This window comes from Streptomyces cathayae (assembly GCF_029760955.1).
Classification (GTDB): domain Bacteria; phylum Actinomycetota; class Actinomycetes; order Streptomycetales; family Streptomycetaceae; genus Streptomyces; species Streptomyces cathayae.
This window is the reverse complement of sequence record NZ_CP121682.1, coordinates 2,838,593-2,859,793: the sequence shown is the minus strand read 5'-3', so window position 1 is coordinate 2,859,793 and position 21,201 is coordinate 2,838,593. Positions and strand designations below refer to the sequence as shown.

Annotated in this window: 17 protein-coding genes; 10 read left to right on the top strand and 7 right to left on the bottom strand. The window is 71.4% G+C overall.

Features of this window, described 5'->3' with window-relative positions:
- Positions 1-54 precede the first annotated feature (54 nt).
- Positions 55-1,479 carry an FAD-binding oxidoreductase gene (locus PYS65_RS12795; RefSeq protein ID WP_279334080.1) on the top strand — a complete coding sequence of 475 codons (1,425 nt, stop codon included), beginning with the start codon at positions 55-57 and terminating at the stop codon, positions 1,477-1,479.
- 145 nt (positions 1,480-1,624) lie between these two features.
- On the opposite strand, the gene PYS65_RS12790 is transcribed toward PYS65_RS12795, so the two are convergent.
- The gene (locus PYS65_RS12790) at positions 1,625-2,821 is read right to left on the bottom strand and encodes an RNA-guided endonuclease InsQ/TnpB family protein (RefSeq protein ID WP_279334079.1); all 1,197 of its coding nucleotides are present in this window, start codon (positions 2,819-2,821) and stop codon (positions 1,625-1,627) included.
- 152 nt (positions 2,822-2,973) lie between these two features.
- Between PYS65_RS12790 and PYS65_RS12785 the strand changes: the two genes are divergently transcribed.
- Positions 2,974-4,005 (top strand): methyltransferase, encoded by a 1,032-nt coding sequence (locus PYS65_RS12785; RefSeq protein WP_279334078.1) that lies wholly within the window; start codon positions 2,974-2,976, stop codon positions 4,003-4,005.
- A gap of 470 nt (positions 4,006-4,475) precedes the next feature.
- Here PYS65_RS12785 and PYS65_RS12780 read toward each other — a convergent pair whose 3' ends face one another.
- Positions 4,476-4,688, bottom strand: coding sequence for a gas vesicle protein (locus PYS65_RS12780; protein WP_279334077.1), 213 nt, complete (start codon positions 4,686-4,688; stop codon positions 4,476-4,478).
- Between the two features lie 286 nt (positions 4,689-4,974).
- On the opposite strand from PYS65_RS12780, the gene PYS65_RS12775 reads away from it, so the two are divergent.
- From PYS65_RS12775 to PYS65_RS12765, 3 genes are all read left to right on the top strand, one after another.
- Positions 4,975-7,167, top strand: coding sequence for a DEAD/DEAH box helicase (locus PYS65_RS12775; protein WP_279334076.1), 2,193 nt, complete (start codon positions 4,975-4,977; stop codon positions 7,165-7,167).
- Between the two features lie 135 nt (positions 7,168-7,302).
- Positions 7,303-8,487 (top strand): hypothetical protein, encoded by a 1,185-nt coding sequence (locus tag PYS65_RS12770; RefSeq protein WP_279334075.1) that lies wholly within the window; start codon positions 7,303-7,305, stop codon positions 8,485-8,487.
- Positions 8,488-8,600: 113 nt separating this feature from the next.
- Positions 8,601-9,554 carry a LysR family transcriptional regulator gene (locus PYS65_RS12765; protein ID WP_279334074.1) on the top strand — a complete coding sequence of 318 codons (954 nt, stop codon included), beginning with the start codon at positions 8,601-8,603 and terminating at the stop codon, positions 9,552-9,554.
- A 61-nt stretch (positions 9,555-9,615) separates the two neighbouring features.
- Here the strand turns inward: PYS65_RS12765 and PYS65_RS12760 are convergent, their stop codons facing one another.
- Entirely contained in the window at positions 9,616-10,887 is a 1,272-nt protein-coding gene (locus PYS65_RS12760; RefSeq protein WP_279334073.1) for an MFS transporter, read from the bottom strand.
- On the bottom strand, positions 10,884-11,510 hold the full coding sequence (locus tag PYS65_RS12755; RefSeq protein WP_279337934.1) for an isochorismatase family protein: 627 nt from the start codon (positions 11,508-11,510) through the stop codon (positions 10,884-10,886). Before PYS65_RS12755 ends, PYS65_RS12760 begins: the two co-directional genes overlap by 4 nt.
- Before the next feature lie 276 nt (positions 11,511-11,786).
- On the opposite strand from PYS65_RS12755, the gene PYS65_RS12750 reads away from it, so the two are divergent.
- Positions 11,787-12,965: an FUSC family protein gene (locus PYS65_RS12750; RefSeq protein ID WP_279337933.1), complete on the top strand. Its 1,179-nt coding sequence runs from the start codon at positions 11,787-11,789 to the stop codon at positions 12,963-12,965.
- Between the two features lie 81 nt (positions 12,966-13,046).
- On the opposite strand, the gene PYS65_RS12745 is transcribed toward PYS65_RS12750, so the two are convergent.
- Positions 13,047-13,373 (bottom strand): plasmid stabilization protein, encoded by a 327-nt coding sequence (locus PYS65_RS12745; protein ID WP_279334072.1) that lies wholly within the window; start codon positions 13,371-13,373, stop codon positions 13,047-13,049.
- Between the two features lie 234 nt (positions 13,374-13,607).
- On the opposite strand from PYS65_RS12745, the gene PYS65_RS12740 reads away from it, so the two are divergent.
- A complete protein-coding gene (locus PYS65_RS12740) occupies positions 13,608-14,588 on the top strand; it encodes an SDR family NAD(P)-dependent oxidoreductase (protein WP_279334071.1) in 981 nt (326 codons plus the stop codon).
- Between the two features lie 67 nt (positions 14,589-14,655).
- Positions 14,656-15,546, top strand: coding sequence for an SDR family oxidoreductase (locus tag PYS65_RS12735; protein WP_279334070.1), 891 nt, complete (start codon positions 14,656-14,658; stop codon positions 15,544-15,546).
- 48 nt (positions 15,547-15,594) lie between these two features.
- Here the strand turns inward: PYS65_RS12735 and PYS65_RS12730 are convergent, their stop codons facing one another.
- Both PYS65_RS12730 and PYS65_RS12725 read right to left on the bottom strand, forming a co-directional pair.
- The gene (locus PYS65_RS12730; protein ID WP_279334069.1) at positions 15,595-16,776 is read right to left on the bottom strand and encodes a sensor histidine kinase; all 1,182 of its coding nucleotides are present in this window, start codon (positions 16,774-16,776) and stop codon (positions 15,595-15,597) included.
- Entirely contained in the window at positions 16,773-17,648 is an 876-nt protein-coding gene (locus PYS65_RS12725; protein WP_279334068.1) for a type II CAAX endopeptidase family protein, read from the bottom strand. The genes PYS65_RS12730 and PYS65_RS12725 overlap by 4 nt, the downstream gene beginning before the upstream one ends.
- Before the next feature lie 372 nt (positions 17,649-18,020).
- Here PYS65_RS12725 and PYS65_RS12720 point away from each other — a divergent pair, with 372 nt between their 5' ends.
- Positions 18,021-19,604: a S8 family peptidase gene (locus tag PYS65_RS12720; protein WP_279334067.1), complete on the top strand. Its 1,584-nt coding sequence runs from the start codon at positions 18,021-18,023 to the stop codon at positions 19,602-19,604.
- Between the two features lie 278 nt (positions 19,605-19,882).
- A complete protein-coding gene (locus PYS65_RS12715; RefSeq protein ID WP_279334066.1) occupies positions 19,883-21,178 on the top strand; it encodes a DUF4190 domain-containing protein in 1,296 nt (431 codons plus the stop codon).
- Positions 21,179-21,201 lie beyond the last annotated feature (23 nt).

Genomic DNA, 21,201 nt, shown 5'->3' with positions numbered 1-21,201 from the left:
GTGGCGGCAGGGCGAGGAACACACGAACAGCACCACGGAACAGAAGGGCGACAAGTGAGCGAGCACAGGAGCGAGTCGGACAAGGCGGCCCTGTCCCCCGAAGAGGTGCGCAAACTCGCTGACAGTGTGACGGGTGAGGTCTTCCTGCCGGACGAGCCCGGATACACCGAGCGCGTGAACGGCTTCGACCGCGCCGTCGAGCACCGCCCGGCGGTGGTCGTCGCCGTGGCGAACGCGCAGGACGTCGTGACGTCGGTCGGCTTCGCGCGCGACCACGACTGGGCGGTCGCGGTCCAGACCACGGGCCACGGCGCGGCCCTGCCCGCCGACGAGAACACCCTGTTCCTGGCGACCCGCGGGATGAACGGGGTCGAGGTGGACCCCGAGCGGCGCGTGGCACGGCTGGAGGCCGGGGTGCTGTGGGAGGAGGTCCTGCCGGCCGCGGCCGAGCACGGCCTCGCGCCGCTCAACGGCTCGGCGCCCTTCGTCGGCGCTGTCTCCTACACACTGGGCGGCGGCATCGGCGTCCTGTCGCGGCGCCACGGGTACGCGGCCGACCACGTACGGCGCATCGAGGTCGTCACCGCGGACGGCGAACTGCGGGTCGCCACCCAGGAGGAGAACGCGGACCTCTTCTGGGCGCTGCGCGGAGGCAAGGGCAACTTCGGCGTCGTGACCGCCATCGAGGTCGAGCTCTTCGAGGTGTCGCGGATCTACGGGGGCGGCCTCTTCTTCCCGGCCGAGTCCGCCGCCGAGGCGCTGCACTTCTACAGCGAGTGGGCCGCCGGGATGCCCGAGGAGATGAGCTCCTCGTTCTTCATGCTCGACTGGCCCGACGCCGACGGGGTGCCGCAGGAGTTGCGCGGGAAGTTCGCCCTGCACCTGCGGCTGTGCTACCTCGGTTCGCCCGAGGAGGGCGAGCGGCTCGTCCAGCCGCTGCGCGACCTCGCCCCCACGCTGCTCGACACGGTCGTCGACATGCCGTACACCGAGGTCGGCACCATCCACAACGACCCGCCCACGCCCGGCTGTTACCACATCAACACCTTCCAGCTCAGCCGCTTCGACCACGAGGTGGTCGACGCCGTCCTCGCACAGGTCGGGCCCGGCAAGAAGAGCGCGGTGGGCCTGGAACTCCGCCAGCTCGGCGGAGCGTTGGCCCGCCCCCCGAAGGTGCCCAACGCCGTCGCCCACGTCGACGCCCCCTTCCAGGTGTACGCGGCCGGAGTGCTGGGCGTCGGCGAGGACGATGCCGTACTGGCGGACCAGGACCGGGTCGGGGAACTCTTCGAGCGCTGGGACAGCGGCACCCGGATGCTCAACTTCATGGCCGGCGTCGCCCACACCGACGCCGCCTATGTGAGCCAGGCGTACACCCCTGAGGCGTACGCGAGGCTGCGCGCCCTGAAGACCACGTGGGACCCCGGCAACATGTTCCGGGTCAACCACAACATCCCACCGGTTTCCACAGAGGTGTAGCTCCCCTCACCTCCCAGGGCGGTCCCCGGGACACCCGGGAACCGCCCGCCCTCGGGACGCCCCTCCTCTGCTCACCAGCCGACCCAGCCAGCCGAGCGATACGGAGACACGGTTGACTTCTCCCCCTCGTGAGCGAGGGGGATTCTCACGGCTCGCGCCGTGATGCTTTCTGCTTCGTCGCCGACTGCCCGCCCGGAGAACTCCGTTGAGGTCTTACACCAGCTCCACAGACTGTCACCGCCAGCCCGACGGCCAGAAGGTTGCGTGCTGCGTTCACATCCCGGTCGTGGGTCGTTCCGCAGTCACACGTCCAGGTGCGGACGTGCAGGGGCATCTTCTCCTGCAGGGTGCCACAGGTGGAGCACAGCCTGGAGGAGGGGAAGAAGCGGTCGACCGCGATCACTTCCCGCCCGTACCAGGCTGCCTTGTACTCCAGCATGCTCCGGAATTCCGACCACGCCGCGTCACTGATGGCGCGGGCGAGACTCCGGTTCCTGACCATGGTGCGCACGGTCAGGTCCTCGATCACGATCGTTTGGTTCTCACGAACGAGACGAGTCGTCAGCTTGTGCAGGCCGTCGCGGCGACGGTCGGTGATCCTGGCGTAGATCCTGGCGACCTTGCGCCGGGCCTTGCGCCGGTTCGCTCCGTCACCCTTGGCCTTCTTCGCCAGTCTCCGTTGGGCCTTGGCCAGTGCCACGCGGTCGCAGCGCCCATGCCTCGGATTGGCGATCTTCTCGCCGGTGGACAGGGTCAGCAGGTGATCCAGGCCGACATCCACGCCGACCGCGCTGTCCGTGGCGGCAAGCGGCTTCACACCGGTGTCCTCGCACAGCAGGGAGACGAACCAGCGCCCGGCCGCGTCCTGGGAAACGGTCACCGTGGACGGCGACGCCCCCTCGGGCAGCGGCCGGGACCACACGATGTCGAGTGGATCGGCCATCTTCGCCAGGGTCAGCTCGCCGTCACGGAAGCGGAAACCACTGGTGGTGTACTCCGCCGACTTCCGCGACTTCTTGCGCGACTTGAAGCGCGGGTACTTGGCCCGCTTGGCGAAGAAGTGGGTGAACGCGCCTTGCAGGTGCCGCAGCGTCTGCTGCAACGGCACCGACGACACCTCGGACAGGTAGGCCAGCTCCTCGGTCTTCTTCCACGCGGTCAGCATGGCCGAGGTCTGGTTGTAGTTCACCCGCTCCTGCCGCGCCCACGCTTCCGTGCGTGCGGCGAGCGCCAGGTTGTAGACCTTCCGTACGCAGCCGAACGTGCGCGACAGCTCGGCCGCCTGCGCATCGGTTGGAGAGAAGCGGTACTTGAACGCCCGCTTCACGCACGTCGCGGTCACGTTCGCAAACTAGCGGGGTCGCGGCTTAAGACCAAACCTGCGGGTCAGAGCACGGAGTTTCGCCCTGACGGCGAAACTCCGCTTCCTGCCCTGCTCCGCAGGAGTCTCGTTCCTCCCCCGGCTGAAGCCGGGGGTATCCCGAGAGGACTCTGATGAACGAGCACGTCGACACAGCGGACAAGGGCCCGAACAAGCAGATGGTGGAACTGCTCCAGGGAGCGTGGCGGGCGCGCGCCATCCACGTCGCCACCGAGCTGGGCCTGCCGGACCTGCTGGAGCGGGGCGAGCGCACAGTGGCCGAACTGGCCGAGCTGACCGGCACGCACGCCCGGACTCTGGGCCGCCTGCTGCGCGCACTGTCCACCTTCGGGGTCTTCCAGCGGCACGCGGACGGCCACACCTACTCCCAGTCGCCGCTGTCGGCCGTCCTCGTCTCCGAGCCCGGCAACGCCGAGTCCACCGACGCGCGGTTCATGGCGGCGAACTGGCACTGGGCCGCGTGGGGCGACCTCCTGCACTCGGTGCGCACCGGTGACTCCTCCTTCGAGGTCGCCAACCACGGGGTGTCGTTCTGGGAGCTGACCAAGAGCGATCCGGAGGCCAAGGAGCGGTTCAACGAGGCCATGAACGCCGTGTCGCGGGAGGAGAGCACCGGGGTCGCCAGAACGTACGACTTCTCCGGGGTCCGGACGGTGGTCGACGTCGCCGGCGGGCTCGGCAGTCTCCTGGCCGCGATCCTCACCGAGCACCCCGAGGTGTTCGGCACGATCCTCGAACGCCCCGAAATCGTGCCGCTCGCACAGGCGCGACTGGAGGCGGCGGACGTCGCCGGGCGGTACGAGATCGTCGCCGGGGACTTCTTCGAACAGGTGCCGGCCGGTGCGGACCTCTACACGATCAAGCGCGCCCTGCACGACTGGGACGACGACACGATCGTGCGCATCCTGGAGCAGATCAAGGAGGCGATGCGGCCGGACTCCGTCCTGCTGATCATCGAGGGCGTGGTGGACGAGGAGTCCGACCAGGAGGCTCTGTTCCGGGGCCTGCTGCTGACCGTCCTGGTGGGCGGGCAGGACCGGCCGGAGTCGGACTACCGGGCCCTGGCCGAGCGGGCGGGCCTGCGCGTGGTGCGCACTGTCCCGGTCAGCGACGACCTGCGCATCGTGGAGACCCGCCGGGACTGACACCGTCACGGCCTGGACCACGACGGCCCGGACCACGACGAGCGTGCGCGGGCCCCGGGACGGGCCGACCGTCCCGGGGCCCGCGCAGAACTGTCCGGACGGGTGCGTGAGAAACCGTCACGATGACGGCCGGATCGGCCGGGCCCGTGGCCACCTGCCAGGACCGGCGGAACCTCGTCACGATGCGCAGGTCGTCCAAGGTGACTCGCGGATCCCGGGTGGGGCGCATCGGTGCCGGGTCAGCCGTCAGGCCGTTCCGCCTCACCCTCGTCATCGTCATCGGCGGCGGTGGTGGTGGGCTCCTCCCGGCGTTCGGACCCCGCCGCCGGGAGTGTGTGCTCGGGGCGGTTCCGCACCTGGGCCTGTGCGCTGCGCCACCCGCACCAGGGGCACCACTCGTCCAGCAGTTGCTCGACCGGGGCGCGCTTGCCGCAGGCCGGGCAGGTCTCCTTCTCCTCGCGTGTGTGGCGTCACGCGGCGGTCTCCGTGTCCGTGCCGGACGGGAACTCCAGCCCGTAGCGGGCAGCCGTCTCGAAAGAGGCCAGCGCCGCGCGCAGACGGATGCCCAGCAGCTCCACCCCGGCCACCGAGACCATGATGTCGGCGTTGAGCACGAGGCCCTTGTCCAGCAGGGTTTCCACCACGTGGGCGAGGCTGCCGTCGCCGTCCCGCCGGGGCTGCATCGGGGACGGACCCGCACCCGGAGCCCCACCCGGAACCCCACCCCGGGACGGGCCACGCCACGAGACCGCGGACGGGAACCTGCTGTCGCTCGGGGTGGTCCTCTCGGGATAGTTGCTCATTCCGCGCGTTTGTCCGCTCTCCTGCCACTTACACACCCGGGCCGCACCCGGGCCCGGGGCCGAGAGCGCGTGGGGTCGGGATGATCCGCAGCGCACCGCGGGCGTCCGACGGGGTCCGGTGGGGGCGGTGGGAGGATGCGGGGAGGGCAGGAGAAGGGCGGGAAGCGTGGGGCGGGGTGAGCGGGAGACGGTCGCGAGGGGAGCGCGACTGCACGAGGCGGCGCGGGCGCTGGCCGGTGACCACGGCAGGGCCGTCGAGGCGGTGCGGGCGGCACTGAAGCCGATGCACGACGCGGCGGTGCAGCGGGAACTCGACGCCATCCCCGTCGCCCGGCTGCAGGACGTCACCGAAGGACGGCTCCGGCTGGGAGGCGTCGAGAAGAGCGGACTGCGCACCGTGGGCAGCGTGCTCGAAGCGGGCCCCTACCGGTTGCGGCAGATCCCCGGCGTCGGGCAGCGCACCGTCGACCGGATGCTCGCCGCCGCCCGCCGGCTGTCCGAGGCCGTGCACGAGAGCGTGGCCGTCCACATCGACGTGGACCGGCCGGAACCGAGCACCACCGCGCTCGTCAGGGCCCTGCACGTACTGGTGGAGGCCGGTCCGGACACCCGGCGTGCCGTCGACAGGGCCACCGCACTGGCGGAGCGGCTCGCTCCGCCGCTGGCCGATGCCAGGCCCGCCGCCGGGCGTCTCGGGATGCTCGTGGCGGGCCGGGAGAAGAGGGCTCGCGCGCTGGCCGCGGTCACCGCGATCCGGGTGCTGGTGGACGAGGAGGAGCAGGCGGGCCTGCCCGGACTGCTCGCCCAGGCCTCGGTGGACCTGCTGCGCGGGCCCCCCTCCGACGTCGCGGCCTGGGTGGACTTCGAGCTCCGCTCGGCCGAGTACTACAGCCTGCTCGCCGAGATCTCCGGGCGGTCGCCCGACGCGGCCGCCACCGAGGGATTCCTGCCCGACGAGATCGCCGAGCGGGTACGGACCCTGTGGCTCGACGACTCCCATCGGCGGGTCTCCCTGCGCGGTTACCAGGCGTTCGGCGCGCGGTTCGCCCTCGCGCAGCACAAGGTGGTACTCGGCGACGAGATGGGGCTCGGCAAGACCATCCAGGCGATCGCGGTGCTGGCCCATCTGGCCGCCGAGGGGCAGAGCCACTTCATGGTCGTCTGCCCGGCGAGCGTCCTGGTGAACTGGACCCGGGAGATCGAGAGCCGCAGCGCCCTGCGGGTCAGCGTGCTCCACGGCCCCGACCGGCACGACGCGTTCGCCGACTGGAAGGGGCGGGGCGGGGTCGGGGTGACCACGTTCGACGCGCTGCGCGGATTCCCCGCGCCGGGAGGGGGCGAGGTCGGGCTGCTCGTGGTCGACGAGGCGCACTCCGTGAAGAACCCGAAGGCCAAGCGGTCCCAGGCGGTCGCCCTGTGGGCGGAACACTGCGAGCGCGTCCTCTTCATGACCGGAACCCCGATGGAGAACCGGGTCGCGGAGTTCCGCAACCTGGTCCGGATGCTCGACGGCGACGTCGCGGAGTCCCTCGGCGAGGGGGACGCGCCGGCCGGATCGGTCGCCTTCCGCAAGGCCGTCGCCCCGGTCTACCTGCGACGCAACCAGGAGGACGTGCTGACGGAACTGCCGAGCCTCCAGCAGACCGACGAGTGGGAGGAACCGAGCGCCTCGGACGAGGAGGCCTACCGCGAGGCCGTGCGCGCCGGCAACTTCATGGCGATGCGCAGGGCCGCGTACGCGCGCCCCGGGAAGTCGGCCAAGCTGGAACGGCTCCGGGAGATCGTCCAGGAGGCCGGTGAGAACGGGCAGAAGACGGTGGTCTTCTCCTACTTCAAGGACGTCCTGGGCGTGGTGAGGGAGACACTCGACGCGGCACCCGACGCGGCACCCGCTGACGGCACCGCGGTGTTCGGTCCGCTCACCGGAAGCGTCCCGGCCGGACGGCGGCAGCAGATCGTCGACGACTTCGCCGCTGTCCCGGGCCCCGCGGTGCTCCTGGCGCAGATCCAGGCGGCGGGCGTCGGCCTCAACATGCAGGCCGCCTCGGTCGTCGTCCTCTGCGAACCCCAGATCAAGCCGACCCTCGAGCACCAGGCGGTGGCCCGGGCCCACCGCATGGGCCAGGTCAGGCCGGTCTGCGTGCACCGCCTCCTCGCCACCGGGGGAGTGGACGAGCGCATGGTGAGGATGCTGGAGGACAAGACCCGCCTGTTCGACGCCTACGCCCGCCGCAGCGCCGTGGCCGAAGCCACCCCGGACGCGGTCGACGTCTCGGACACCGAGTTGGCGCGCCGGATCGTCGAGGAGGAACAGGCACGCCTGGGCATGACCGGCGAGCGGCCCCCGGCACCCGAGTGAGGGACGGGGCGAGCGGCGGATCACCGGCCCGGCCGCCGACGGGCCGTCCACTGCCTGAGACCGTCGTTGATCAAGTCCATCGTCCGAGGGGACACTGTGCCCGTCCGAAGGGTGCGGGGTGCCGGGGGTGGGTCGGTGAGGACGGCGGGGGCGGGCCCGGTGTTCCGGTGGGTGTTGCTTCTGGGGCTGCTGCTGGTGGGGGCCGGGGGCTACGTGTCCGAGACGGCGACCGAGATCGAGCTGGTCGAGCTGGTGGTGCTGGAGGAGCAGTCCGACGGTTGGTGCGTGGTCGCGTGGGACGATCCCTGGGCCGGCCCGCGGGAGGGGGAGTACCTCTGCGACCCCGGACGCGATCCGTCGCTGCTCGGCCCTCCGGCCCGAGGGGACGGCCCTGAGGGATGGAGCACGGGCTGGATCGAGGCGGAGGGCCCGAACCGCGGGGATCTCACCTCGGTGGAGACGTGGAACGACCGGATGGCCCTCTCCGACGCGTTGCTCCTGCTCGGTCTGCTGCCGGTGCTGGTGGGCCTGGTGGGCGGGGGTGCCCGCCTGGTGCGGCGGGAGAGGGGGCGAGGGTCGGTCGGGATGGGGCCGATGCTGCCCTGGCACACGGTGGGGAAGCAGGCGGGGGGCGCGGTCCTCCTGATCGTCGCGCTCTTCCTGGGGCTTCTCGGCCACGACCTGTTCACCGGCATTCCGGAGGATGTCGCCCGCCACCGGGCCTACCGGGCCGCTGTTCCCTGCTCGTCGGCCGCGCCGTACGAGAAGGGGGAGGAGTGCCTGCGCGCGGTGGACTTCCAGGTGGAGGACGTGGTGACGGTGAGGCACGCGAAGGGTTCGGACGATCACGAGCTGACCTTGGCCGGCTCCGGCGGCTGGGACGGAACGGTCCGGATGCGAGGCGAGAAGCCGCTCTTCCACCGGCTGGAGCGGGGGGACCGGGTCATCGGAACCGTCTGGCGCGGCGAGGTGGTGGCCGTCGCCCGAGGAGACGTGCGGCAGGTGACGCAGAACGAACCGCTGTACCAGCCTCAGCTGATCGCCGCCACCAGCGTCTACCTGGGTTACCTGGCGGCCCTGGGGGTGCTTGCGGGCCTCGCCCACCTGCTCCGTCCGCAGCGTTACGGCAGCGCTCTGTGGTGCTGGTTCGTTCTTCCGCTGGTGGTGACCGGGGCGGGTGTCGCTCTGGCGGCCGGGGCGATCGGGGCCGCGGGCGACCTGCCGGCGTCCCCCTTGGCCCTGGGCACGGCCGTGGTGCTGCTGTTGCAGGCAGGGCCGGTCGCGGTGCTGTCCCACCGGGCGAGGCGTGCGTGGGGGTGAGGAACGGGGCGGCGAGCGGCCCGCGGTTGCGTGGTCCGTAGCAGGTCACAAGGGCTCCGGGAAGAAGTAGGGTCCGTCTCATCCAGTTTGCTCGTGACCGAGAGGGGGCATTCGTGGACCTCGAGGCCCTTCGCTCCTTCCTCGCGGTGGCCAGGCACCGGAGCATCTCCAAGGCCGCCGCCGCCCTCTACGTCGCCCAGCCGACCATGAGCCAGCGGCTGCGCAGGCTGGAGGAGAGCCTCGGTTTCGCGCTGTTCGAACGCGGCTGGACCGGCGTGGTGCTCACCCCCCAGGGGTCCTACTTCCTGCCCTACGCCGCCCAGCTCATCCGGGACCTGTCGAACGCCTCGGCGGTCCTCGGCGACAAGGACCCGGCCAAGCCGCGGAGCTTCGCCGAAGTGGCCGGCCATCCGCACCGGGTCATGTTCGGCGTGGACGACTGGCTGTCCGAACGCTCCGTACGGGCCGTGGTGAGCAGCGCGCTCGGTGACTACGGAGCCGACGAGTTCCGGGTCACCAGCCGGCCCGCCACCACCCTCATCGACCTGCTGGAACTCAACCAGCTCGACGCCGGGCTCTTCTACTCCACGGAGCCCGACCACCCGTTCGGCACCGAGGTCATCGGCGCCGAGGACATGGCGCTGGTCCATCCGCCGGGGACCGTCCTGGAGGAGATCAGCGCCCTGGCCCTGAAGGACCTCCTCTCCCGTTACCGGTTCGTCCTGTTCGACAACCCCGTGCTGACCCACCACGCGCGGATCACCACCACGCTGATCGAGACGTACGAGATCTCCCGGTTCCACGTGGTGGACGACTACCGGACCATGCACGCGCTCATCCGGCTGGGCGAGTGCATCACGGTCGTCCCGGCCGGAGTGGTCCTCACCGACGGGAAACGGTGCGCCGCGGACCTCCCCGCGACCCCGCTGCCCGGACTGCTGCCGGAGATCAACGTCACCGTGGGCATCAGCGACGCGGGACGGGACCACGGGGTGACCGAGGCGTTCGCACGGTCGATCGCGGGGTTCCTGGCCGAAGCGGACGCCGAGGCGCCCGGAGCCGGGTGACCGGGCGCTCACACGCGGGTCACCCGGTCCGGGTGGCAGGGGCCTGGGCGGTGGACAGGCCCTAGGCGCCCGCGGGGGCCGTGGCAGCCGGGTCCGTGCCGCCGGTGCGGCCGGCCTTCTTCGGCGCCGTCTCCTGGAGGAAGGACGCGGCGACCACACAGAGCAGCAGTCCGCCCAGCGCCAGGTAGAGGACGGTGTGGATGCCGTGGTTCTGGGCCAGGTACCCGGCGACGGACGGGGCCACCCCGCCGCCGAAGATCTCCGCGACGCCCATGACGGTGCCCGCGGCGGCGCCCATCAGGCCGGCCGGGACGGACTCCACGGTCACGGTTCCGGCGAGCAGGGCCAGGCAGCCGTTGGCGCCGAAGGCGACGAAGAACAGCAGCAGGAACAGCAGCGGCACCACCGGCCCCTGCAGGATGAAGCCGACCAGCATGGCCATCGCCATCAGCAGGGAGACGACGACCACGGGCTTGCGGCCGAACCGGTCGGACAGCCCGGGGATGACCAGCTGCCCCGCGAAGGCGCCGAAACCGATGCCGGAGGCGATGACGCCCATCTGGGTGGTTCCGATGCCCTGGTGGTCGACCAGGTAGCTCGGCACCATCGCGCTCAGCACGAAGATGCAGGTCATCGCGCCGCACAGCGCCAGGATGGCCAGCCGGATGTTCCGGTAGCGGAAGACGTCCAGCCAGCGGGTCCGTTCCTGGGGAGAGACGGGGGCGACGGCGGACTCGAAGGCCGGCAACTGGTGCGGCTCGCGGATGGTCCGGAAGACGAAGTAGGCCAGCACCAGGCCGGGCAGCAGCATGATGGCGAAGACCCAGTGCCAGCTCGGCAGGATCCTCAGCAACTGGGTGGCGATGATGGGCCCCAGGCCGACCCCGAACAGAGCGAAGGTGCTCTGCTGGATGCCCATGTTCAACCCTCGACGCCCGGGCCGCGAAGCCTCCGCCGTGGCGGTCACCGCGGTCGGGGAGAACGCCCCCTCGGTGATGCCCATGACGACCCGCACCAGGAGCAGGCTGACGAGCCCGCCGACCATGCCGGTCAGCAGCGAGCAGACCGAGAAGAACACGATCGAACCGACCAGGACCCTGCGCCGTCCCAGCCGGTCGGAGAGACCGCCCATGAGGAGAGAGGAACAACCCCAGGCCAGACCGAGGACGCCGATGATGTTGCCCAGGTCCTGGTAGTCGAGCCCGAGTTCCTTCATCATCGAGGGGAAGAGCGGGCTGATGATCCAGCGGTCCAGGCCGACGAGACCGAATCCCAGGGACAGCAGCAGAACAGCCGAGCGCTCATAGCGGACGTCGTACTCTTTTGTCGTCATGCCGCTCTTCCTTCTCTGCTTTCGCTTTCACGGATTTCCGCGACCAGTTCTCCGCTCTTGAGGACCCGGCCGAAGAACGTTCCCATGGTTTCCTCCGTCGCCTTCTGTGCCGCGTCGCTGCGCGCTCCGGTGGCGTCGGAGACGAAAGCCACCTTGAAGTCGCGCATGTACGCGCCGCGCGCGGTGGAGTCGCAGCAGACCTCGGTGAGGGTGCCGATGATGATCACCGTGTCGACCTGGCGCAGGCCCGAGATGCCGGCCAGTACGCTCTCCAGCCGCGTGTTGTGGAAGGCGTCGTAGCGGTGCTTCTGGACGACGACGTCCTCGGGCTCCGGTGCGAGGGCGTCGACGACCTGCGCGCCGAACGTGCCGCCGCGCATGCCCGCGGTCAGCAGCGCCGGGTTGTAGGTGGATTCCAGCGGCGACACGTCGAACGTGTCGAGCAGAATGTGCTGGGTGTAGATCACCGGAATACCGGCCTCTCGGCACCCGGTAATAACCTTCTGCATCTCCGGTATCCGCCGGCGTGCCATCGGCACCTCCATCGGATACCCCTCCAGAACGAAATCGTTCTGCATGTCGATCACGAGCAGTGCCGTATTCTTCGGCTGTACGCGCCACATCGCGTTCAACGGATGGACTCCTCTTGCGCGGCGAAATGAGAAAGGCCTGGATTCCGGCCCGGATGATTGAGGCACGAGCCTAGCCGCGAAGAGTGTTTCCTCGGATATAGGAATTCTTTATACCGTCCCGGCCGGCCGGGTGCGCGTGTCCCGGGCTGCGCCGGGGTACTCGCGCCGATGCGAAGGGGGGAGCGGGGGGTGTCGCCGACGCGCAGGCCGCACCAGGCGGGCGGCCGGGAGAGGCCGGACGCGGAACAGGAGGAAGACCGGTTGGCAGTGTGGCTTCGAAGGGTGGCCCGCCTGCTGGGGTGGGAGCTTGCCGCGGTGGGCCGTAGCGCCCGCTCCGCGCTGAGGCACCCGGGTGCCGAACGGGACACCATGGTGCAGTCGCTCAAGGCCGCCGGCGCGGCGATCGCCGCCTGGGCGCTGACCGGGTGGTGGCTCGAAGCGCCGATGGCCCTGCTGGCACCCTGGACCGCCCTCGTGCTGGTGGCGAGCACCGTCTACCGGTCGGTGCACTCGGGGGTGCAGCAGTTCGCCGTCATCGTGGTGGGCACGCTGTGGGCCTCGGCGGCGCTGGCCGTCACCGGGAACTCCACCCTGGGCGCGATGGCCCTCACCCTGCCGCCCCTGGTGCTGATCGGCACCTATCGCCGACTGGGCGACCAGGGCATCTACGGCGCCACCACGGCCCTGTTCGTCATCACCTACGGCGCGTCCACGGCGGGAGCCGTCGGCCACCGGCTGCTCGAGACGCTGATCGGTGCCGTGGTCGGTGTCGCGGTCAACGCGTTCGTGCTGCCGCCGGTGCACCTGCGCAGTGTGCGGGAGAACCTCCACGCGCTGGTCCACCACAGTGGGGAGCTCCTGGCCTCGGTGGCCGAGGGGCTCCGTGCGGAGGACGGGCTGTCGGACGCCGCGGAGTGGCACGACCGCGCCTGGCGGCTGGGCGGGACGGTGCGGGCCCTGGCCGACGCCAGGCGGTGGACCTCGGAGAGCTACCGGTTCAACCCCGGGTGGCGGATGCGCCGCAACGGTCCCGCGCTGCCCCCGGCCGAAGCGGACACGGCCTGGGAGCGGATCAGCGGTCATCTCGTCGCCATCACCCGCACCCTTGAGGGCGCGGCCGGCGACGAGCCGCGCCTGGTGGCCCCCTCCTCCGCGTACCTGGCCCGCTGTGCCGAAGTGCTGGGGCGGGCGGCGACCGTGTGCCGCGTGGACGCGGAGATGCTGGAGAAGGCCGGACGGCCCTCCTTTGCATCGCAGCCGGACCGGCGGGACACCGCCCTGAGGGAAGCGCTGGCCGCCCACGACGCGCTGACCACGGACATCCGGCGGGAGGAAGGGGCGGCGGTCGCCACGGGCGGCGAACTCGTCGTCGAGACGCACCAGCTCCTGTGCGAACTGGCGAACGCGGCCGAACGCCGTCGCCGCGCGCCCGCACCGGAGCGGTAGCGGCGGGCGCGCGGCGTCGGCAGGGAGGCCTGTCGGGCGGGACGGCCAGGACGGGCAGGAGGGCCAGGAGGGCCAGGAGGGTCAGCGCCCGACGGCCTTGCGCAGTTGTTGCTTGTTCATGGACGAACGGCCTTCGATGTTCTTCTTCTTCGCCTCTTCGTAGAGCTGGTCCTTCGTGGGGCCCTGGGCACCCCTGTGGGAACGCTCTCCGCCCCGCTGCGAGGCGGACTTCGGGTCCTGGGTGGAGGTCCTGCTCGAGGTCCTGGCCTCACCCGAGCGTGCACGCTCCTTGTTCACCGTGCGCGCGGCGATCTCCTTCGCGCGCTCCTCGGACCTGCCGCGCTCCTCGGCGCTCTCCTTGATGTGCTCGTACTGCCGCTCTCGCTTGGCGTTCGATCCGGACGGCATGACGCGTCTCCTCTGTCTCGTGTCTGTCTCGTGCATCGCGCATGTCCCACACGGATGTCACACGGGCACCGGTGCTCTGCGGGTACCCGCAACCAGCGGCATGCCACACCGTGCCGCCGCAGCGCACCGTGCCGCAGGCGTTAACCGCGCCCGACAGGGGCACTCGGCCGCGAGGCACCCCGGTCCGCGACGACAGGAAGCCGCGCGGGCCGCGCACCGTAGAAGGAGGCCGTGATGTCACCTCTGACCGCTTCCCCGTCCCTCCAGGGACTGTCAGCCGTGGTCACCGGCGGCTCGCGGGGGCTGGGGCTGCTCCTCGCGGACGAGCTGGCGGCCCGGCACTGCGCGGTGACGATAGTCGCCCGGGACGGCGAAGAGCTGACCCGGGCGGCGGACCTGATCCGCCGGCGCCGCGGGGCACGCATCCGCACCGCGGTGTGCGATGTGCGGGACCGTACGGCCGTGCGGGACGTGCTCGGCGACACCGCCCGGGAACACGGAGGCGTCGACCTGGTGATCGCCAACGCCGGGATCATCCAGGTGGCGCCCGTGGAGGCCGTCGGCGCCGAGGAGTTCCGGTCCGCGATGGACACGATCTTCTACGGTGCGCTGCACACCTCGCTGGAGGCGCTGCCGTATCTGCGGAGGAGCCCGGCCGGCGGCCGGCTCGCGCTGATCGGTTCGGTCGGCGGGCTGCTCGCCGCCCCGCATCTGCTGCCGTACTCCTGCGCCAAGTCCGCCGTGGGAACGCTGGCGGAGGGGCTCCATGCCGAAGCCGCCCGCGACGGGGTCACCGTCACCGCCGTCCATCCGGGCCTCATGCGCACCGGTTCACACCTGCACGCCGTCTTCGGGGGTGAGCGGGAGAAGGAGTTCGCCTGGTTCTCGACGGTGGCGGGCATGCCGTTGGTGTCCATGGACGCCGGCCGGGCGGCGAAGGCCATCGTCCGCGGCGTCCAGCGGCGCCGTACGCGCATCGTGCTCACGCCCGCCGCCCGTGTGGCCGGCCTCGCGCACGGTGTGGCACCGGCGCTCACCACCCGGGCCGCCACCCTGGCCACCCGCATGCTGCCGTCCGCCGGGGACGGCCGTCGAGGGCTCCGGAAGGGCGCCGAGGTCGGGCCCCCGTCCCACCCGGTGGCGCGCAAGGTCCGCGCGTGGGGCAGCGCGCTCAACGACCGCGCGTCACGGGCGTACAACCAGCGTCCCGTGTGACGGCCGGGTGCGGTGCGGACAGCGGGCGGCACGAACAGGAGGACGACGTGCACAGGAAGGCGACACGATGACGAACGGGAACGACGCACCGCAGGACCCCACCAGCCTGCACCCGCAGCCGGACTTTCCCTCGCAGGACCAGCCGCACCCGGGCTGGACCGGCCCGATGGACCCGCCGCCCGACCACGGCGAGGACTCCTACCGCGGCAGCGGGCTGCTGCGGGACCGGAGGACCGTGGTCACCGGAGGCGACTCCGGTATCGGCCGGTCGGTCGCCCTCGCGTTCGCCCGGGAGGGCGCCGACGTCCTGTTCACCCATCTGCCGGAGGAGGAGGACGAGGCGCGCGAGACGACGCGGCTCGTGGAGGAGGCGGGCCGGCGCGCCGTGGCCGTCGCCTGCGACATCCGCGAGGAGTCCCAGTGCCGGTCGCTGGTCGAGAGGGCGGTGGCGGAGTTCGGGCGCATCGACGTCCTCGTCAACAACGCCGCCTACCAGATGGCTCAGCCGAAGGGCATCGGCAGCATCTCCACCGAGCAGTTCGACCGGGTCGTGCGCACGAACCTCCACGGCATGTTCTGGCTCTGCAAGTTCTCCCTGCCGCACATCCCGGCGGGCGGCTCGATCATCAACACCACGTCCGTCCAGGCCTACAAGCCCACCCCTCATCTCCTCGACTACGCGATGACGAAGGGGGGGATCGTCACGTTCACGCAGGGCCTGGCCCAGATGCTCGTGTCCGACGGGATCCGGGTGAACGCCGTGGCTCCCGGGCCCGTGTGGACCCCGCTGATCCCCGCGACGCTGGAGGACACCGCCGAGTTCGGCAAGCAGAGTCCTCTCGGCCGCCCCGCCCAGCCCGCGGAGATGGCACCTGCCTATGTCTATCTGGCCTCGGAGCAGGCGAGCTTCATCACTGCGGAGATCCTCAACGCGACGGGCGGGACGCCCCTGCCCTGACCCCGGACGACGTGGCCGGGGCCGGGTGAGCGGCGCCGGTACGGCCGCTCACCCGGGGGAGCGGTACGACGGCCGTCCCGCGGGGATGCGGGCCCGCACGACGAAGCCGCCGTCCGCCCGCGGGCCCGCGCTGAAGTCGCCGCCCAGGACGTCGACCCGTTCGCGGAGACCGGCGAGGCCCCGCCCGCTGCCGGTGGGGAAACCGGCCCGCGAGCCGGAGCCGTCCGTGCCCACCTCCACGGTGATCTCGCGTTCACCGTGCAGCACCTCGACCGAAGTACGGCTGCCGTGGGCGTACTTGAGGGCGTTCGTCAGGGCCTCCTGCACGACCCGGTGGGCCACCAGGTCGGCGCTGCCGGGCGAGGTCGCCGCAGTGCCCTGCTCGGTGAACTCCACCGGCTGTCCGGCGCGGCGGGTCTGCTCCACGAGGGTGCGGAGCCGGCCGGCGGGCGGGTGCCTGGCCTCGGTGCCGTGGCCGGTGTCGTGGTCGGGGCTGAGCAGGTCGAGCAGGTGCCGCAGGTCGGTGATGGCGTGCCGGCCGGTGTCGGCGACGGCGTTCAGGGCCTGGTCGAGGCGTTCGGGCGCGGTGGTCAGATAGCGTGCCGACTCGGCCTGTACGACCATCGCCGTCACATGGTGGGTCACCACGTCGTGGAGTTCGCGGGCGATCCGGGTGCGTTCGGCGACGAGTGTGTCCTCGGCGAGGCGCAGACGGCGTTCGGTCTCCGCGGCCCGGGTGGAGCGCTGCCACGCCCCGATGCCCCACGCGAGGGCCAGCACCAGGTAGAACGTCACGAACCCGCCCTGTGGTTCGCCCGGACCGATCCGGTGGAGGGTGATCGCCAGCACCGCGTACGCCGCGGAGAAGGCCACCGCGGTGACGCGCCGGTGCCGTTCCAGATGGGAGCCCACGCTCAGCAGCGCGATGGGCAGGGCCGTGCCCGCGACCGTGTGGTAGCCCTGGAGCTGGTCGACGGCGAAGCCGAGCGAGACCAGGGCGAGACAGACGGCCGGCCACCGTCTGCGCGCGGCGAGCGGGAGGCATTCGAGGACGACCGCCACGGCGGCCACCGCGTCGAACGAACGGCCCGGCAGGCCGCCGAGCTGCGTTCCGTGCGTGTGGAACGCCGGCACGAGCGACAGGGTGAGGAGCAGCAGCGCGAGCGGGAGGTCCCGGACCGTGACGTCGAACCCGCGCCACAGTTCCGGGACCCGCCGGATGTCGGTCACCGAGGGATTGTAGAGGAGGTCCCGGAGCGGTCGGCACGGTCGGTGCGGCCGTCACGGCCGTCCCGGTCGGTGCGCCGCTTCCGCCGGGGGACGATGGTGCCGCGCCGGTGGGCCAGCCCCATGAAGACCGCCGTCAGCATCAGGCCGAACAGCACCGCGTAGACGCTTCCCTCGGGGCCGAAGTCACCGCCGGTGATCAGCGTCGAGCCCGAGACCGACGAGTCCAGCAGACCCTGCGCGGTGTCGTTGCCCGAGACCTCGGTGCTGAAGACGCCGGCCGCGGCGAAGTTCCAGCCGAAGTGCACGCCGATCGGCACCCACAGAGTGCGGGTGGCGACGTACGCGGCGGCGAGCATGAGGCCGGCCTCGACCGCGATGGCGAGGGCGCCCGCGGGGGTGGCGTTCTTGTTGGGCAGGTGCATCAGCCCGAACAGCGCGCCGGTCAGCAGCAGCGCGATCCACGAGCCGGTGAGCTTCTCGACGAACCGGAACAGGATGCCGCGGAACAGCAGTTCCTCGGTCACGGCGGCGGCGGCCATGAAACCGAACAGGCCCACCGCGCCGGCCGGCGAGCCCAGGCCGTGGACGTCGTAGTACCCGAAGGAGGTGATGTTCGCGATGACGGCCCCGAACATCGCGACGCCGATCAGCGTCCCCCGCAGGACCGGGGCCCAGGCGCCCTCGCGGGCCAGCTCCGTGACCGGGCGGCGCTCGGTCCGCCGTACCACCCACGCGTAGACCAGCAGGGCGAGCACGGAGGTCAGGAGGCCGACGGGGAACAGCAGCCACGGCTTGTCCTCCAGTGCCAGGGATGCCTGGCCGCCGACCAGGGCGACCGCCGCGACGGCCAGGAACTGCCAGACCAGTCTCATGAACAATCCTTCGAACGGTTCTTCGCCACATCCGCGGCCGGAGTGCCGCGGTGCCCGGAACGCTACGGATCCGGGGGCCCGGGGTCGTCACCACGAGGTGGACATCCGCGGGTAGCTCGCACGGGGGACAACGACGGTTTCCGGCCCCGGCGGAATATGACGCGCGCACGGCAGGTCTGTTTCGTTCGTGCAGGACCCTTGTGCGATTCCTGTGGAACCCTCAATCTTTCATCTGGCGCACGGAGTTGACCGGTCACCGAGAGTTGTCATGGGCAGGTCACTGCTGGGTTCGCTGTGCCACCCGCGCAGCACGTGCGTCGACCGCACCACCCCCCCACAGCAGCGCACCACCGACTGAGGAGGAACCCTCACATGGCAGTGATGCGTCATCCCCGGCGAAGAATGACCACCCTCGGCGTCGCGACCAGCGCGGCGCTCGTGGCGGGGCTCGTCGCCGCACTCCCCGCCGGCGCGGCCCCCACCGCTGCCGAAGGCCGCATCCAGTACGAGGGCGCGGCGAACGCCGTCGCCGGCAGCTTCATCGTGACCCTGAAGGCGGACGAGGCCAAGGCCGGCTCCGCCGAGGGCCGTGCCCTGGCGAAGAAGTACGGCGCCGAGATCGAGCGGACCTACACCAAGGCTCTCAACGGCTACGAGGTCGAGGCCTCCGAGGCCGAGGCGAAACGTCTCGCCGCCGACCCGGCCGTCGCCTCGGTGATACAGAACCGCACCTTCCACACCACCGCGACCCAGCCCAGCCCGCCCTCCTGGGGCCTGGACCGCATCGACCAGCGGAGCCTGCCGCTGAACAACGCGTACACCTACCCGGACTCGGCCGGGGAGGGCGTGACCGCCTACGTCATCGACACCGGCGTCCGCATCACGCACAGCGACTTCGGCGGCCGTGCCTCCTACGGCTACGACGCCGTCGACAACGACAACACCGCCCAGGACGGCAACGGCCACGGCACCCACGTCGCGGGCACCGTCGCCGGCAACGCCTACGGCGTGGCCAAGAAGGCGAAGGTCGTCGGCGTCCGGGTGCTGAACAACTCCGGCTCCGGCACCACCGCCCAGGTCGTCGCCGGCATCGACTGGGTCGCCCGGAACGCGGTCAAGCCCGCCGTCGCCAACATGTCCCTCGGCGGCGGTGCCGACAGCGCCCTCGACGCGGCCGTGCGCAACGCGGTCGCCTCCGGCGTCACCTTCGTCGTCGCGGCGGGCAACGAGTCCACCAACGCCTCCACCAAGTCCCCGGCCCGCGTCGCCGAGGCGATCACCGTCGGCGCCACCACCTCCGGCGACGCCCGCGCCAGCTACTCCAACTACGGTTCGATCCTCGACGTGTTCGCGCCGGGCTCCTCCATCACCTCCGCCTGGCACACCGGTGACACGGCCACCAACACCATCTCCGGTACGTCCATGGCGAGCCCGCACGTCGCCGGAGCGGCCGCCCTGCACCTGGCCGCCAACCCCTCGGCCACCCCCGCCCAGGTCTCCTCCGCGCTGACGGCCGCCGCCACCACCGGTGTCGTCGGCAACCCGGGCAGCGGCTCCCCCAACCTCCTGCTGAACGTGGGGGAGGGCGGCGGCACCACCCCGCCGCCCACCGGTGACCGCTTCGAGAGCACCCAGGGCGTCGCCGTCCCCGACCGGTCCACCGTCGAGTCCCCGATCACCGTCTCGGGTATCTCCGGCAACGCACCCTCGAACCTGGCCGTCGACGTGGACATCACCCACACCTACATCGGTGACCTCCAGGTCCAGCTGATCGCCCCCGACGGCACGGCGTACACGCTGAAGTCGTACGGCACCGGCGGCAGCACGGACAACATCAAGACCACGTACACGGTCGACGCCTCCTCGGAGACCGCGAACGGCACGTGGAAGCTGCGGGTGAGCGACAACGCCTGGTTCGACTCGGGCCGGCTCAACGGCTGGGCCCTGCAGTTCTGACACAGGCCTGACCCCGCGTCAGTGCTGTTCTGTGCCTCGTCCCCGTGGTCGGGCTCCGGGTCGGTGACCCGGCCGCCCGCCGCGGGGGCGGGGCATGTGGCATGCGGGAGAGAGGTGCTGAGGGGCTCGGGAGGTCCTGGGAGGTCCTGGGAGGTGCAGAGCCCCGCGGGCCCGGCCCGGTCCGGCCCGCTTACGATGCGCGCGGAGCCGTATGTCGGCCCGCGTCCAGCGTATGCACCTCTCCGCGTCAGCACGGCAGAACCAGGAGCACGGCACCCGTGTCCATACCCCCGCCTCCCGGGCCCCGTCAGCCCGAGGGCTTCCAGGGCCCGCACCCCCAGGGGCAGCACCCCCAGGGTCCGTTCGCCGCTCCGCAGCCGCAAGGGGCCCCTCCGCCACCGCAGTTCCCCTACGGGCCCCAAGGTCCCCATGGCCCTCACGGCCCTCACGGCCCTTATTCACCGTACGGCCCCTACGGGTTCCAGCCCCCGGCCGGCAGCGCCGGCGGCGCTGTTAACGGAGTCGCCATCGCGGCCCTGGTGTGCGGCCTGCTGTGCTTCCTGCCGGCCGTCGGACTCGTGCTGGGGCTGATCGCGCTGTGGCAGATCCGGCGGCGCCCGGAGCGCGGCCGGGGCATGGCGATCGCCGGGTCCGTGCTGTCCTCCGTCGGGCTGGCGCTGTGGGTGCTGTCGCTCTCCACCGGCGCCGTGGCCGACTTCTGGGAGGGCTTCAAGGAGGGGGCGCGCGGCAACACGATCCTCGTCCTGGAGAAGGGCGACTGCTTCGACTCGCCCGACGGCCTGGTGGGCTGGGCGATCGAGGCCGACCAGGTGCCCTGCTCTCAGGAGCACGACGGGGAGGTCTTCGCCCTCGTCACCCTGCCCGAGGGCGCCTTCCCGGGCGACGACAGCCTCGTCGACACCGCCGACGACCGGTGTTACGCCCTCAGGGACACCTACGCCATGGACGCCTGGGCCCTGCCGTCCGACGTGGACGTGTACTACCTCACGCCGTCCCGGGAGGGCTGGGACTACGGCGACCGCACGATCACCTGTGTGTTCGGCAACCGGGACGCGGACGCCACCCTCACCGGGTCACTGCGCCGGGACGAGACCACGCTCGACGCGGACCAGGTGGCCTATCTGAAGGCCACGCACGTCCTCAACGCGGTGCTGGACCAGATCCCCCTGGCGGAGGCCGAGGAGGACCTGCCCGGCCATCAGAAGTGGGCGGGGCGGATGTCCGAGGCGCTCGCCGAGCAGAGCGGGATGCTGCGGGACCACCCGTGGCCGGCCGGCGCCGAGGAGCCGGTGACGAAACTCGCCGGGGAGCTCGAGAGGGCCGAGGCCGTATGGGCGAAGGCCGCCGAGGCCGACGGCCTGGACGCCTTCTACGAGCACTCCGCTCAGGGGTGGGAGCTCATCGATTCCCGCAAGACGGTCGCCGCACGCAAGGCTCTGGACCTGGCCACCACCCAGCCGACGTTCGAGGAGTACGACGAGGAGTACGACGAGGACGAGGGCGGGACCGGGGGCGGGGGCGGCAGGACCGACGAGGGCAGTATCGAGGTGTGAGGGCTCCCGTAACGGGGAGAAAG